The sequence below is a fragment of the Janthinobacterium sp. HH104 genome (assembly GCF_001758715.1).
Lineage (GTDB): Bacteria > Pseudomonadota > Gammaproteobacteria > Burkholderiales > Burkholderiaceae_D > Janthinobacterium > Janthinobacterium aestuarii.
On sequence record NZ_LRIB01000042.1, the window covers coordinates 33,846 to 48,786 of the forward strand.

Consider the following 14,941-nt stretch of genomic DNA (forward strand, 5'->3'; position numbering starts at 1 on the left):
GTACTCCTCTGTGTAGAATTGCCTATTCGCCGACCTCCGCGCCCGGCGTGCCCAGTGTGTGCATCAGGTATTGCTGGGCGCTGAACGGCGTTTGCTTGCCGCGCGGCTTGCGGCGTGCGTAATGACCGGTCGGCTCCAGTTCCCATGCATTTGTATTATCCTTCAAATACGGATTCAAGCCCTCGGCGATCACGCGCCGTTTCAGCGCCCGGTCAAGCACGGGGAACGCCACTTCCACACGGCGGAACAGGTTGCGGCTCATCCAGTCGGCGCTGGCCAGGTAGACATCGTGCGCCAGGTCGTTGCGAAAGTAATAGATGCGGCTGTGTTCGAGGAAGCGGCCGATCACGGAGCGCACCTTGATGTTTTCCGACAGGCCAGGCACGCCCGGCTTCAGGGTGCAGGCGCCGCGCACGATCAGGTCGATCTTCACGCCATCGGTCGAGGCCGCATACAGGGCGCGGATCACGGATTCGTCGACCAGCGCGTTGACTTTCACGATGATGCGCCCGCGCCGGCCCGAACGGGCGATCTTCGCCTCGTTGCGGATGGCCTTGATGATCTCGCTTTGCAGGCCGAACGGCGCCAGCCACAAGTGGTTCAGGTTGTGCGGCTTGGTCAGGCTGGTCAGGTGGATGAAGACTTCATTGACTTCGACGGCCAGGTCCTGGTTCGCCGTCAGCAAACCGAAGTCCGTGTACAGCTTGGTCGTTGTCGGGTGATAGTTGCCGGTGCCTAAGTGGGCGTAGAAGCGCAGCGCGCCTTCTTCGCGGCGGATGACGAGCGCTACCTTGGCATGGGTTTTCAATCCCACGACGCCGTACACGACCTGTGCGCCCGCCTGTTCCAGTTTGTCGGCCCAGTTGATATTGGCTTCTTCGTCGAAACGCGCCATCAATTCCACGATGACGGTCACTTCCTTGCCCATCTTCGCCGCCGTGATCAGCGACTCCATCAGGTCCGAGTTCATGCCCGTGCGGTAGATCGTCTGCTTGATGGCGACGACGGACGGGTCATAGGCGGCGCTGCGGATGAAGTCGATCACCGTCTGGAACGACTGGTAGGGGTGGTGCAGCAGGATGTCGTGCTTGCTCAGCGCGGCAAAGATGTCGTTGCCGATGGCTTTATGCGCGAGGCCGGGGAAGAACGGCGGGAAGCGCAGCTCGGGCTGCTTGACGTGGTCGATCATTTCCGACAGGCGCACCAGATTGACGGGGCCGTTGACGCGGTACAGCCGGCTTTGATCCAGGCTGAACTGGTCGAGCAGGAATTGCGACAATTCTGGCGGGCAATTGCGCGCCACTTCCAGGCGCACCGAGGTGCCGAACTGGCGGCCGACCAGCTCGCCTTTCAGGGCCTGGCGCAGATTCTTGACTTCGTCCTCGTCCACCCACAGGTCGCTGTCGCGCGTGACGCGGAACTGCGAATAGGCAATTACTTCGCGCCCGGCGAACAGGTCCGAGATGTGCGCATGGATGACAGACGACAATAAACAGAAGGACACGCCATCGCCGGAAATTTCGTCCGGCAGCTTGATGACGCGCGGCAAGACGCGTGGCGCCTTGACGATGGCGATCGCCGTGCCGCGGCCGAACGCATCCTTGCCGCTCAGCGAAACGATGAAATTGAGACTTTTATTGACTACTTGCGGGAACGGGTGGGCCGGGTCGAGGCCGATTGGCGTCAGCAGGGGGCGCACTTCGCGGTCGAAATACTGCTTGACCCACGCGCGCTGCGCCTCGTTGCGGTCGCTGTCGCGCAGCAAATGCACGCCCGCTTCGCGCAGGGCCGGCAAGACTTCGCTATTTAATATCTCGTACTGGCGTTCCACCAGCGCATGGCATTCCTTGCCGATGCGCTCCAGGTTGGCCGCCAGGGCAGGGTGGCCGGCCAGCGAACCGCCGATGCTGCCAGCCGCCAAGAGGCTGGCCACGCGCACTTCGAAGAACTCATCCATATTGCTGCTGACGATGCACAGGTAGCGCAGGCGCTCGAGCAGCGGAATGTTCGGGTCTTCCGCCTGGGCCATCACGCGCCGGTTGAAAGTCAGTTGCGACAACTCGCGGTCAAGCAGGATGCCCGATTTGGTCACTTCCGTGTGCAGTTCAGGTTTCATATTCTTTTGTCTTTGCAGATAGTTAATTCTAGCCGTATTTCATCATGTATGACGCGTTGTGAGTGTAATCATGAAATATGACGTAAGCGTGACATAAGCTGTCATAAAGCGTCGCCGGTCCTGTCATTTTTCGCGCCGAAAATGGCAATTTCCCGGGCGTAGGCAATTATTTCAGGATTTTTTACCCATGTCATAAAGCTGTCATATTCGCTTGCTAGACTGCGCAGCATTCAACCGGGACTTTGAGCCCTAACAACCCTGAGGACTTGATATGCAAATGAAGCAAATGTTCAAATTTATCGTCGTGGGTGCTTCGGCAGCGATGGCATTTTCTTCCGCTTCCGTCATGGCGGCAGATATGACAGGTGCTGGTGCAACCTTCCCGTACCCGATCTACGCCAAATGGGCTGAGACGTACAAAGCCAACACGGGCAATGGCCTGAACTACCAGTCCGTCGGTTCCGGCGCTGGCATCAAGCAAATCAAGGCAAAAACTGTTGAATTCGGCGCTTCGGACATGCCTTTGAAGGCGGAAGAGCTGGAAGAAGCGGGCCTGATGCAGTTCCCGGCCATCATGGGCGGCGTGGTCACGATCGTCAACCTGGACGGCGTAACCCCAGGCCAGCTGAAAATGACGGGTAAAGTCGTTGCCGACATCTACCTGGGCAAGATCACCAAGTGGAGCGCGCCTGAAATCGCCGCACTGAACAGTGGCGTCAAGCTGCCGGACACGGAAATCACCGTGGTGCACCGCGCCGACGGTTCGGGCACGTCGTTCCTGTTCACCGACTTCCTGTCGAAAACCAACCCGGAATTCAAATCGAAAATCGGCGCTGGCTCGGCTGTGAAATGGGCCGTGGGCGTGGGCGGCAAGGGTAACGAAGGCGTCGCCGCCAACGTGCAGCGTATCAAGGGTTCGATCGGCTACGTCGAGTGGGCTTACGCCAAGAAAAACAAGATGTCGCACACCCAGCTGCAAAACAAGGACGGCAACTTCCTGCAGCCTGACGACGAAAACTTCAAGGCAGCAGCCGCTTCGGCACCTTGGACGCAAACCCCAGGCTTCGGCGTGGTCCTGACCGACCAGGCTGGCAAGAACAGCTGGCCTATCACGGGCGTGTCGTTCATCCTGATGCACAAAGTCCAGGCTGACGCAGCCAAGGCCAAAGAAGTCCTGAAATTCTTCGACTGGGCCTACAAGAACGGTGGCGCCGCTGCCGTTGAACTGGACTACGTGCCGATGCCGGCATCGGTCGTGAAACTGGTGCAGGAATCGTGGAAAGCCAACCTGAAAGATTCTTCCGGCAAGTCGATCTACTAATCGCATAGCCTGAGTCATTCATCCTTGCCCCGCCAGCAGCACGGCGGGGCAGGGAGTTAGCCAGGACCGCCCGCAAGCCCTTGCAGGCGTTCCCGGCTAAAAGAGCACGATAAAAATAGCAGTACCTGCAGTACCACCCATATGGCACACTATGAGCGCACAATCTACCTCCTCCACGATCCCCATGCCAGGCGGCACCATGACCGATTCCATCAGTCACGCGCAAATGCTTTCCACCATGCGCAAGCAGCGCTTCCAGGATTTCATGTTCCACAAGGTGACGATGCTGTTCGCCCTGTCGGTGCTGATCGTCCTGGTCGGCATCATCATTTCGCTGATCATGGAATCGATACCGGCCTTCAAGACCTTCGGCCTGCATTTCATCGTGTCCGCGGAATGGGACCCCGTCAATGACCAGTACGGCGCCCTGATCCCCATCATCGGCACCCTGGTGACGTCGGTCATCGCCTTGCTGATCGCCTTTCCCGTCAGCTTCGGCATTGCCCTGTTCCTCACGGAAATCTGCCCGGCCTGGCTGCGCCGCCCGCTGGGCACGGCTGTCGAGCTGCTGGCCGGCGTGCCATCGATCATCTACGGCATCTGGGGCCTGTTCGTGTTTGCGCCCCTGTTTGCCGACCACGTCCAGCCCATCCTGAAAGCTACCCTCGGCAACGTGCCTGTCATCGGCCAGCTGTTCAGCGGCCCCATGATGGGCATCGGCCTGCTGACGGCCGGCCTGGTGCTGGCCATCATGATCATCCCCTTCATCGCTTCCGTGATGCGCGACGTGTTCGAGATCGTTCCTGCCGTGCTGAAGGAATCCGCATACGGCCTGGGCTGCACGCGCTGGGAAGTGGTGCGCAAGATTGTCTTGCCATACACCAAGACCGGCGTCGTCGGCGGCGTCATGCTGGGCCTGGGCCGCGCGCTGGGCGAGACCATGGCCGTGACCTTCGTCATCGGTAACGCGAATAAACTGTCGTGGTCGCTGTTTGCCGCCGGTAACAGCATCACCTCCTTGCTGGCGAACGAGTTCGGCGAAGCGCAATCGGCGCTGCACGTGTCCTCGCTGTTCTCGCTGGCCCTGATCCTGTTCGTCATCACCTTTATCGTCTTATCCGCCGCCAAGCTGATGCTGGCTGGCATGTCCCGCAAGGAAGGCACGAAATGAGCCAAGTAAGCACTCTCGACGCTCCGGCCAAGCCGGCCATGAACCCTGTCTACCGCAAGCGTTTGCTGATGCACCGTGTCGGCATCGCTCTGTCGGTGGGCGCCATGGCCCTGGGCCTGGCCGTGCTCGTGTGGATTCTGTTCACCCTGGTGATCAAGGGTTTTGGCGCACTGTCCATCGACCTGTTCACGCAAACGACGCCCGCTCCCGGCAGCGAAGGCGGCGGCTTGATCAATGCCATCGTCGGCAGCGCCCTGATGGTGGGCCTGGCCACCGTCGTCAGCACCCCGATCGGCATCCTGGCCGGCATCTACCTGGCCGAATACGGCGAAGAAAACAAGCTGGCGCAAGTGACGCGTTTCGTCACCGACATCATGCTGTCGGCGCCATCGATCGTCATCGGCCTGTTCGTGTATGCGCTGTACGTGGCCCATGTGAAACACTTCTCCGGTTATGCGGGCGCCATCGCGCTGTCGCTGATCGCCGTGCCCGTGGTCGTGCGCACGACGGACAATATGCTGCGTCTGGTGCCGAACAGCCTGCTGGAAGCCGCGTTTGCCCTCGGCGCGCCGCGCTGGAAAGTCGCTACCCTGGTGCGCTTGCGCGCCGTGAAGGCTGGCGTGATCACCGGCGTACTGCTGGCATTGGCCCGCATCGCCGGCGAAACGGCGCCGCTGCTGTTCACGGCCCTGAATAACCAGTTCCAAAGCTTCAACATGAATGCGCCGATGGCCAACTTGCCGTCCGTCATCGCATCGTTTGCGATGAGCCCGTACGACAACTGGCGCTCGCTGGCCTGGGGCGGCGCACTGCTGATCACCTTCAGCGTGCTGGCCTTGAATATCCTGTCGCGCACCGTGTTCAGCCAAAAAGTCCCTAATTAAACAGATACCGAGCGAAGCGAACCCATATGAATACGCAAATGAATCCAGCACAAGACCTGGCACCAAAGAAAAAAACCATCGAGATTTCGGGCCTGAACTTTTTTTACGGCAAAACGCAAAGCTTGCATAACGTCAACCTGGACATCCACGAGAAGAAGGTCACGGCCTTCATCGGCCCGTCCGGTTGCGGCAAGTCGACCCTGCTGCGTACGCTGAACCGCATGTATGACCTGTACCCGGGCCAGCGCGCGGAAGGCTCGATCCTGTACCGCGGCCGCAACGTGCTCGACGCGGACCAGGACGTCAACATGCTGCGCGCCAAGGTCGGCATGGTGTTCCAGAAGCCGACGCCGTTCCCCATGTCCGTCTACGACAACATCGCCTTCGGCGTGCGCCTGTATGAAGACCTGTCGAAGGGCGAGATGGACGAGCGCGTCGAGTGGGCCCTGAAAAAGGCGGCGCTGTGGGGCGAAGTCAAGGACAAGCTGACGAAAAGCGGCCTGTCGCTGTCGGGCGGCCAGCAGCAGCGCTTGTGCATCGCGCGCGGCGTGGCCGTCAAGCCTGACGTCTTGCTGCTCGATGAGCCGACCTCGGCGCTGGACCCGATCTCGACCTCGAAGGTGGAAGAACTGATCAGCGAACTGAAACAGGATTACACGATCGCCATCGTGACGCACAATATGCAGCAGGCGGCGCGCTGCTCCGACTACACGGCCTATATGTATCTGGGCGAGCTGGTGGAATTCGGCGAAACGGACCAGATCTTCATGAATCCGGCCCGCAAGGAAACGCAGGATTACATCACGGGCCGCTTCGGCTGATCCGCCCCGCGCATACACAACAACTGAATACGGAGAGACAGCATGATAGGCGAACATTCATCCAAGCAATACGACAACGAACTCGAAGCGATCCGCTCGAAAGTGCTGCTGATGGGCGGCATCGTTGAAACCCAGTTCCTCGACGCGATGACGTGTTTCCGCATCGGCAATGCCGAGCGCGCGGATCGCGTGATGCGCGAAGACGACGTCGTCAACCAGCTCGAAGTGTCGCTCGACGACGCGTGCAGCCACTTGATCGTGCGCCGCCAGCCGGCCGCCAACGACTTGCGCACCATCATGGCCACCATCAAGGTGATTACCGACCTCGAGCGCGTAGGCGACGAGGCGACCAAAATCGCCCGCGTGGCGAAGAATCTGCACAAGCGCGGCAACGGCGTCGTCAACCATTACGAGATGGTGCGCGGCATTGCCAACACTGCCACCGACATGCTGCATGATGCGCTGGACGCATTCGCGCGCAACGATGGCAAACAGGCATTACAATTAATTGCGCAAGACGCCATCATCGACCATGAGTTTCGGTCTATCATGCGCAACCTGATTACCTTTATGATGGAAGACCCGCGCACGATTTCGGCGGCGCTCGATACCCTGTGGGTGGCCAAGGCCATCGAACGGATCGGCGACCATGCGAAAAACATCGCCGAATACGTGATTTACGTGGTTGAAGGCAAGGACATCCGCCACACCAAGGTGGCTGCTCCCGCCATTTCCGAGGAGCTCCCTGAGTAAGCTTTATGGCATCTGATAAAACCACGGTATTGATTGTTGAAGATGAGCCGGCCATCGTTGAACTGGTGACCTATTCGTTGCGCGAATCCGGCTGGAATTGCTGTTCTGTACAAAACGTCGCCGATGCCTGGGAATTCATCCAGCACCGCACGCCGCACCTGATCCTGCTCGACTGGATGTTGCCGGATCAAACAGGCTTGCGCCTGCTGTCGCGTATCCGCGCCGACCGCAATTTCGCCGCCATCCCCGTCATCATGCTCACCGCCAAGAGCATGGAAGAAGACAAGCTGGCCGGCCTGAACAGCGGGGCCGACGATTACGTCACCAAGCCGTTCTCGCCGCGCGAGCTGCTGGCCCGCGCCAAGGCTCTCTTGCGACGCAAGAGTCCGGAACACGCGCAGGCGCCCATGCGCGCCGGCAACGTGGCCCTGGACCCGGTCAGCTGCACCGTGATGATGGATGAACAGAAGATCGATATCGGCCATGCCGAATACAAGCTGCTGAAATTCCTGCTGGCCCATCCGGAGCGCGTGTTTTCGCGCAGCCAGCTGCTCGACAAGGTGTGGGGCGACCATGTGGTGATCGAGGAACGCACGGTCGATGTCCACGTATTGCGCTTGCGCAAAGCCTTGAAAGAGGCGGAAAGCCTGATCAAGACCGTGCGCAGCGTCGGCTACATGTTGTCTGAAAAGTAAAGCTTGACTCTATGAATCCGAAATTGCTGTTCTGGGTACCGGCCGCCTTGCGCATGGTGCTGGCGCTGCTGGGCGTGGCCGTCGTCTGGTATCTGTTTGGCGCCACGTATGCGCTGGGCATCGCCTTCGTGCTGATGGCCATGATGGTGTTCGTGCAGCTGTCGTATCTGTTCCAGCTGAGTAACTGGCTGGACAATCCGCAAAGCGCCAAGCTGCCCGACGGCTGGGGCGCCTGGACCAGCATTTTCGCGCGCCTGTACCGCATGCGCCGCGACGACGAGAAAAACCAGGCCGAGCTGACGGAATGGCTGGCGCGTTTCCGCCAGGCCATGCACCTGCTGCCCGACGGCGTCGTCATCATGGACGACGTGCTGTTCCTCGAATGGTGCAACCCGGCCGCCGAGAAACACCTGGGGCTCACGCACGAGCGCGACAAGGGCATGCGCGTGACCAACCTGATCCGCAGCCCCGAGTTCATGGATTACATCATCCTGGGCCGCTACGACCAGCCGCTGACGATCACCTTCCGCAACCGCAAGCTGATCGTGCAGATCATTCCATTCGAGAACCGCCGCCAGATCCTCGTCACGCACGACGTGACGGAGACGGAACGCATCGAAATGATGCGCCGCGACTTCATCGCCAACGCGTCGCACGAACTGCGCACGCCGCTCACCGTCATCGTCGGCTTCCTGGAAATCGCTTCCGCCGAGCTGGATCTGGACGCCACCACGCGCGCCTCCCACCTCAAGCTGATGACGGAGCAGGGCCACCGCATGCAGCATCTGATCGAGGACATGCTGACCCTGTCGCGCCTGGAGTCGGTCGACTACCCGCTGCGCCCCGAGCCCGTGGATATCAAGAAACTGATGCAGCAAGTCTTGCGCGACGCCAAGGGCTTGTCAGCCGGCAAGCATGAGGTGACCATGGAATGCGACGGCCCTGACGTGCTGGGCAGCTATGACGAGCTGTACAGCGCCTTCGGCAACCTGGCGTCGAACGCCGTGCGCTACACGCCGGCCGGCGGCACCATCACCCTGCGCTGGCAGGATGGGCCGGCCGGACCGCAATTCATCGCGCAAGATACGGGCATCGGCATCAGCCAGGAGCATATTTCGCGCCTGACGGAACGTTTCTACCGCGTCGACAAGAGCCGTTCGCGTGAAACCCAGGGCACGGGCCTGGGCCTGGCCATCGTCAAGCACGTGCTGCTGCGCCATGGCGGTACCTTGGCCATCCAGTCCGTGGCCGACAAGGGCAGCAGCTTCATCGTCAGCATGCCCAAGTCCGTCGTCACGCCGCTGCAGGGCGAATTGCTGGTCAAGTAAGCGAGGGAAGGGGAGGACTTCTTCCCTGTTTCCTCTGCGACTAGTGCAAGGTTGGCATAAGTCGTTACAATCAGGCCATGACTTTAATCAACACCTCTTTTCGCCACGCTGGCGCGCAACAACTGGCCCAGTCGCTGCAGGCTGCGCGCCACGATACTTTATCGCTGTTCGACTGTTACGTTACTGCCGGCCTGGACGTGGTGGCCGGCATGCCCCGTCATCCGCGCCTCAATCCGCCTTTGTGGCAACTCGCACAGATCGCCTGGTTTGCCGAGTGGTACATCCTCCGCGAAGCCGCCTCCAGCCATCCGGCCGACGCCATTTATAACTCGCTGCTGACGCGCGGCGACGACTTGTTCGACGCCAACATGGTGGCGCACCGCGAACGCTGGAAGCTGGAATTGCCCAGCCCGGGCGCCGTCAAGACGTATTGCCGCGAAGTGCTCGACCGGGTGCTCGATAAACTGTCGCGCGAAGCCAATGTCGACAGCGCCCTGGCGCCGTACCGTCTGGCCTTGGCGCACGAAGACTTGTGTGGCGAGGAAATGCTGGCCGGCCTGCAATGGCTGGGCCTGGAAGCACCGGAATCGCTGGCTGCCAGCCCGGCCTTGCCGCCAGGCGCGGGCGAGATTGCTTTTCCAGGTGGCACCATCGAACTGGGCTCGCCGCGCGGGGCCGGGTTTGCCTTCGACAATGAATCGCCGCCTTATGCCTGCTACGTGCCGCCGTTTTCCATCGATGCCTGCGCCGTCTCGAACGCCCAGTTTGCCGATTTTGTCGCCGACGGCGGCTACCAGAACCGCCAGTTCTGGAGCGCGGCCGGCAGCGCCTGGCTGATGCAGCAGGAGCGCTCGTCGCCCCTGTACTGGCTGCGCGAAGCAACACAATGGCGTACCATGCGCTTCGGCCAGCGCACGACCTTGCCGCCGAACGAGGCCGTGCGCCATATCAACCTGTATGAAGCGCAGGCGTACTGCGCCTGGGCGGGGCGCCGCCTGGCGACCGAGGCGGAATGGGAGTATGCTGCGCTGTCCGGCCACCCGCGCTTTCACTGGGGCCAGGTGTGGGAGTGGACGGCGACGCCGTTCGAACCGTATCAGGGCTTTGCGGTCGATGCCTGGCGCGAATATTCGGCGCCGTATTTCATGCAGCACCAGGTGCTGCGCGGCGCCGCCTTCGCCACGCCGCCGCGCCTGCATTCGCCCCGCATGCGCGCTTTCCACGCGCCCGAACGGGGCGACGTCTTTGCCGGCCTGCGCACTTGCGCCTGGTAACGGCGCAGAGAGTAGCAACCATTTCAGGAATTCTTTTGAGTACAGATAACGCCCCGCAGTTCATTCCCAAACGCATCACGCCCACGCCGGAGCAGGTCGCCATCCAGACGGCGCAAAAGAAGGTGGTCTTGATCGACGCCAATGCCGGCGCGGCCAAGACGACGACCCTGGCCCTGCGCCTGGCCGAAGCGCTGCACCGGGGACGTGCGCCCGAACGCATGCTGGCCCTCGTCTTCACGGAAGCGGCGCGCGTGGCCCTGCGCCAGCGCCTGCTGGAAGTAGGTGTGCCGCTCGGTGTCGTCAAGCGCCTGACGGTAGACACCTTCGACGCCTTTGCCGCCAAGGTGCTGTTGCAGCTGGAAAACATGCAGGTGGCAGCCATGCGCAGCGATGAAGAGCTGCGCCCGATTGCCTGGGAAGCGCTGGAAGTCGTGTCGGAAAAATATGCTCACCGCTATCCGCTGGAAATCAACACGACGAACGGGGCCATCGCCGAATTCTTGAAATTGCAGTTGCGCACCAAGGCGCGCCTGGATTTCCAGAATCCCGACTTCGAAAGCAATTCCCTGGACGACAACCTGGAGCTGCTGGGCATGTCGCGCACGCATTACCTGTGGCTGCGCGAATATGAAGGCTTGCGCGGCGCCGACACGGGCGACATCCAGTTCCGCGCGCCGTTCGACGCCACCTACGACCTGGTGCGCATGCTCGACGGCGACGAGCCGCTGCGCCAGCAATTGCCGGCCTTCCAGATCATCGTGGCCGATGAATTGCACGATTTGAATGAAGCATCGTTCCGCCTGCTGACCATGCTGATACGCCGCGGCAACGCGTTTTTCTGCGGCGCCGGCGACAAGGATCAAGTCATTTACACGTGGTCGGGCGCCGACCACCGCTTTCTGCGCCAGCGCTTCGAGCAGGAATTCCCCACCTTGCAGCGCTTGCCGCTGACCGCATCCTACCGTTACGGCCCGCAGCTGGCGCAGGCCGTGGGCGTGCTGAAAAACAAGCCCAGCGTGTCGGCCCTCACGCGCGCCACCCACATCGAGCTGCTCGAATATGACCACGCGCAGCCGCAGGCGTGCAGCGCCCAGCTGATCGCCGCGCTTGAACACGCGCATGCGGGCACGACGGCCATTTTGCTGCGCGACCGCGACCAGGCCATCCGCGTGGAAACGGCGCTGTTCCAGAGCGGCATCGCGTATGGGCTGGTGGACATGAACAGCTATCTGCTGAGCCTGGAAGTGCTGATGCTGCGCGGCATGGTCGCCATCGCCCGCAAGGACTTGCATGCGATCAAGAGCGGCCCGCGCCGCGGCGAAATCCTCGAAGCCCTGGTGGCGTTCGCGGAAATCCCGTTTACACGCGCGGAACTGCAGCAAGCCAAGGCCGACGTGGCCAACTATCCCGACTTGCTGGAAGGCTTCTTGACGAACCAACTGGCCAAGTCGCAGAACCAGGACAAGGCGGCGCTGACCCTGGCCGCCGTCGATTATCTGCGTGCGCTGCCTCCCGATGCGCTGGCGGGCGATGCGCTGCAGCACATCTTTGGCTTGATGCAGCTGGAACAGACGGCGCGCCGCATCTACGTCGATCCGGCTCAGGCGCGGGTTGTCGCCCGCTCCCTGCACGGTTTTATCGCCGTGTGCAGCGAAGCGGGCGTGGCGCTGGGCGGCTTTGCCGGCTGGCTGGGCGAGATGGAAGAGGCCGTGACGGTCTCGACCGGCAAGGCCAAACTGGTCATCGCCTGCATCGACCAGATCAAGGGCCTCGAATACAATCACGTGATCTTGCCCTACCTGGCCGTCGACGAATTCCCGCGCAGCAAGACCGACCCGCTGGAAGAAGAAAACCGTTTCTACGTGGCCGCCACCCGCGCGCGCGACAGGCTCACCTTGCTCACGCCGGAAGACCCTGCTTACCGGAGCCGCTACATCGCCGCCCTGCAGCTGAAACAGAGGATTGTTGCGCCGAAGTCATAGATCTTTTGCCGCGTGGCCGCTTTTTGCGAAAGACGAAAGCGGGCATACTGGACTGGTGTGATTGAAAGCAATCTAACCAGACAGGAGTGAAGCATGAAGATTTTCTTGACAGGCGCGGCAGGTTTCATCGGCAGTTCCATCGCGGCGGGCCTCGTGCGCGCCGGCCACCAGGTGACGGGCCTCGTACGCAAGCCAGAGCAGGTGGCCGAGCTGGCCAAGGTCGGTGTGTTGGGCGTGCACGGCGATTTGAACGACTGCGCATTGCTCATCGAACAGGCGAAGGCGGCGGACGCCGTCATCAATGCGGCCAGCAGCGACCACCGGGGCGCCGTCGAGGCGATCCTTGAAGCGCTGGCCGGCACCAACAAAGTGTTTCTGCACACGAGCGGCTCGTCCATCGTGGGCGATGCGTCGGGCGGCGAGGGCACGGAACAGATTTACTTTGAAGACAAGCTGCCGGCGCCGACGGCCGACAAGGCGGCCCGGGTCGCCATCGATGACCTGGTGCTGGCCAGCGCAGGCCAGGGCGTGCGCGCGAGCGTGCTGTGCAACACTTTGATCTACGGCCATGGCGCCTTGCCGCGCGACAGCGTGCAGCTGCCCCGCTTATTGAAACAGGCGCGCAAGAGCGGCATCGTGCGCCATGTGGGTCCGGGCCGTAACATCTGGTCCAACGTGCACATCGACGACGTCGTCAGCCTGTATCTGCTGGCGCTGGAAAAGTCGCCCGCCGGCACCTTTTACTTCGTCGAATCGGGCGAAGCGGCTTTCCGCGACATGACGGCCGCCATCGCCACCGCACTGGACTTGGGTCCCGCGCAGGACTGGCCGTTGCCCGAGGCCATTGCCGAATGGGGCTACGAGATGGCTTCCTACGGCCTCGGTTCCAACAGCCGCGTGCGCGGCGAGCGGGCACGCAAGCTGCTGGGCTGGCAGCCACAGGGAACGTCCGTGCTGGCATGGATCGAGAACGATATGCTTAAGCCGCCGCACGCCACCGCCGGTTGATGCAGCTCAGCAAAACAGCACCAGTGTGCGCTAGCGAACGGTGCTGTTTTGCGATCGGGAGTATGATGGCTTTGCTTGGTTGAGACGCACTGCCGTGAAGTTGGCGGCATGTTCGATCTTCCAGCAGGTCAGCCGGTCGCCTCAAGGATCGGCACCAGATTTCCGCCGCCGGCGCCGTTTGCGCTCTGCGGCTGTGCACTGCAACTCCAGGTCGCGGTGTGTGCTGCGAACCCCTTCAAGGCCGGCCTAGCCGGTCTTTTTTTTGCCTGTTTTTTGTCTGTTGTTTCTGCCGTTGCGCCATTCACCGCCACCTGTCCGCCATTCGCCGAAGCGCTGTTTTCGCGCGCCCGAAATCCGCGTATCTTTACGATCAACCAACTTCAAGGGGTGACCGTGAAACCTGAACCAGCGTATTACCGCCGTACCCAGCTGCTGTGGGGCGTGCTGCTGATCGCCATCGGCGCCATCATCCTGCTGGACCGGCTCGATGTGATCTATCTCCATGACTACTATGCACTATGGCATTATTGGCCAGTGATACTGGCCGTCTTCGGCCTCAACAAGCTGCTCACGCCCGTGTCCGCCAAGCAGGTGCTGAGCGGCCTGTGGCTGATCTTCTTCGCCGCCTGGTGGTATGTGTCGTATGAAGAACTGTGGAACTTGAATTTCTACAATAGCTGGCCCGCCTTGCTGATCGCCTGGGGCGTGGGCCTCGTGCTCGAACCGCTGTTGAACAAACATTTTATTGCCTACCGGGAGTCCGAGCATGAAAAATAGACCGCCGCTGCACTCGCCATCGCAGATCGTGCTGGGCGTCATCGTCATCGGCCTGGGGCTGCTGTTCCTGCTCGATAACCTCGGCTTCATCAATGTGCGCTATACCTTCCGCTTCTGGCCCACCATCCTCATCATTTTCGGCTTGCTGAAAATATCGCAAAGCCATTCCCGCTCCGGCCACATCGTCGGCGGCGTGATGGTCTTGCTGGGCCTGAGCTGGACCTTGAAAGCCATGGGCTTGTTCTATATCAACTGGAGCATGCTGTGGCCGCTGCTCATCATTGCCGCCGGCGTGGCCGTCGTGTCGAAATCCCTGCCCGGCGGGCGGCAGCGCCAGCGCCGCCGGCACTTTGCCGCGCCGCCCGATGCCAGCGCCGCGCCTGATTTCTTCGGCCAGGCCCGCAATGGCGCCGTATCGCTCGACAAGGAAGCCGCCGATGCGACTGCAGCGCCCAGCACCGGCGGCCAGGCGGACGACGACAGCATCATCGAAGTGACGGCCATCCTGGGCGGCTACGTGCGGCGCGTATCGTCGCAGCGCTTCAGGGGAGGCGATATCAACGTCATCATGGCAGGCTGCGAAATTGACTTGCGCCAGGCATCGATCGAAGGCGAAGCCGTGCTCAACGTATTTGCCCTGTGCGGCGGCGTCACCATCAAGATCCCGCCCGACTGGAGCGTGGTCCTGCAGGGCACGCCCATCCTTGGCGGCTTCGAAGAAAAGACCATCGTGCCGCCGAACCAGAACAAGCGTTTGTACGTGACGGGCTACGCCATCATGGGCGGCCTGGAAATCCGCAACTAGGCGCGC

At 61.4% G+C, this 14,941-nt stretch carries 13 protein-coding genes; 12 read left to right on the forward strand and 1 reads right to left on the reverse strand.

Annotated features, from left to right (window positions below; translation table 11 throughout):
- Nucleotides 1-22: 22 nt before the first annotated feature.
- Complete coding sequence (gene ppk1 / locus JAB6_RS19630; RefSeq protein WP_034755061.1) at nt 23-2,116, reverse strand: polyphosphate kinase 1; 2,094 nt, start codon at nt 2,114-2,116, stop codon at nt 23-25.
- A gap of 271 nt (nt 2,117-2,387) precedes the next feature.
- On the opposite strand from ppk1, the gene pstS reads away from it, so the two are divergent.
- The 12 genes from pstS to JAB6_RS19690 all read left to right on the forward strand — a co-directional run bounded on the left by pstS (nt 2,388) and on the right by JAB6_RS19690 (nt 14,935).
- Nucleotides 2,388-3,437, forward strand: coding sequence for a phosphate ABC transporter substrate-binding protein PstS (gene pstS, locus JAB6_RS19635; RefSeq protein WP_070304181.1), 1,050 nt, complete (start codon nt 2,388-2,390; stop codon nt 3,435-3,437).
- A gap of 199 nt (nt 3,438-3,636) precedes the next feature.
- Nucleotides 3,637-4,608: a phosphate ABC transporter permease subunit PstC gene (pstC, locus tag JAB6_RS19640; protein WP_235194289.1), complete on the forward strand. Its 972-nt coding sequence runs from the start codon at nt 3,637-3,639 to the stop codon at nt 4,606-4,608.
- Entirely contained in the window at nt 4,605-5,492 is an 888-nt protein-coding gene (gene pstA / locus JAB6_RS19645) for a phosphate ABC transporter permease PstA (protein WP_070304182.1), read from the forward strand. The genes pstC and pstA overlap by 4 nt, the downstream gene beginning before the upstream one ends.
- 26 nt (nt 5,493-5,518) lie before the next feature.
- Nucleotides 5,519-6,313 (forward strand): phosphate ABC transporter ATP-binding protein PstB, encoded by a 795-nt coding sequence (gene pstB, locus JAB6_RS19650; protein ID WP_034755069.1) that lies wholly within the window; start codon nt 5,519-5,521, stop codon nt 6,311-6,313.
- 42 nt (nt 6,314-6,355) lie between these two features.
- A complete protein-coding gene (gene phoU, locus JAB6_RS19655; RefSeq protein WP_034755071.1) occupies nt 6,356-7,066 on the forward strand; it encodes a phosphate signaling complex protein PhoU in 711 nt (236 codons plus the stop codon).
- 5 nt (nt 7,067-7,071) lie between these two features.
- Complete coding sequence (locus tag JAB6_RS19660) at nt 7,072-7,761, forward strand: response regulator (RefSeq protein WP_034755074.1); 690 nt, start codon at nt 7,072-7,074, stop codon at nt 7,759-7,761.
- 11 nt (nt 7,762-7,772) lie between these two features.
- The gene (gene phoR / locus JAB6_RS19665; protein ID WP_034755076.1) at nt 7,773-9,089 is read left to right on the forward strand and encodes a phosphate regulon sensor histidine kinase PhoR; all 1,317 of its coding nucleotides are present in this window, start codon (nt 7,773-7,775) and stop codon (nt 9,087-9,089) included.
- Nucleotides 9,090-9,166: 77 nt separating this feature from the next.
- Nucleotides 9,167-10,363, forward strand: a complete 1,197-nt coding sequence (gene senA, locus JAB6_RS19670) for a selenoneine synthase SenA (protein ID WP_254671707.1) — start codon at nt 9,167-9,169, stop codon at nt 10,361-10,363.
- 35 nt (nt 10,364-10,398) lie between these two features.
- A complete protein-coding gene (locus tag JAB6_RS19675; RefSeq protein WP_070304183.1) occupies nt 10,399-12,345 on the forward strand; it encodes a UvrD-helicase domain-containing protein in 1,947 nt (648 codons plus the stop codon).
- A 93-nt stretch (nt 12,346-12,438) separates the two neighbouring features.
- Nucleotides 12,439-13,353: an NAD-dependent epimerase/dehydratase family protein gene (locus JAB6_RS19680; RefSeq protein WP_070304184.1), complete on the forward strand. Its 915-nt coding sequence runs from the start codon at nt 12,439-12,441 to the stop codon at nt 13,351-13,353.
- A 393-nt stretch (nt 13,354-13,746) separates the two neighbouring features.
- Nucleotides 13,747-14,130, forward strand: a complete 384-nt coding sequence (locus JAB6_RS19685; RefSeq protein WP_034755139.1) for a DUF5668 domain-containing protein — start codon at nt 13,747-13,749, stop codon at nt 14,128-14,130.
- On the forward strand, nt 14,120-14,935 hold the full coding sequence (locus JAB6_RS19690; protein WP_070304185.1) for a DUF5668 domain-containing protein: 816 nt from the start codon (nt 14,120-14,122) through the stop codon (nt 14,933-14,935). The genes JAB6_RS19685 and JAB6_RS19690 overlap by 11 nt, the downstream gene beginning before the upstream one ends.
- Nucleotides 14,936-14,941: the final 6 nt, after the last annotated feature.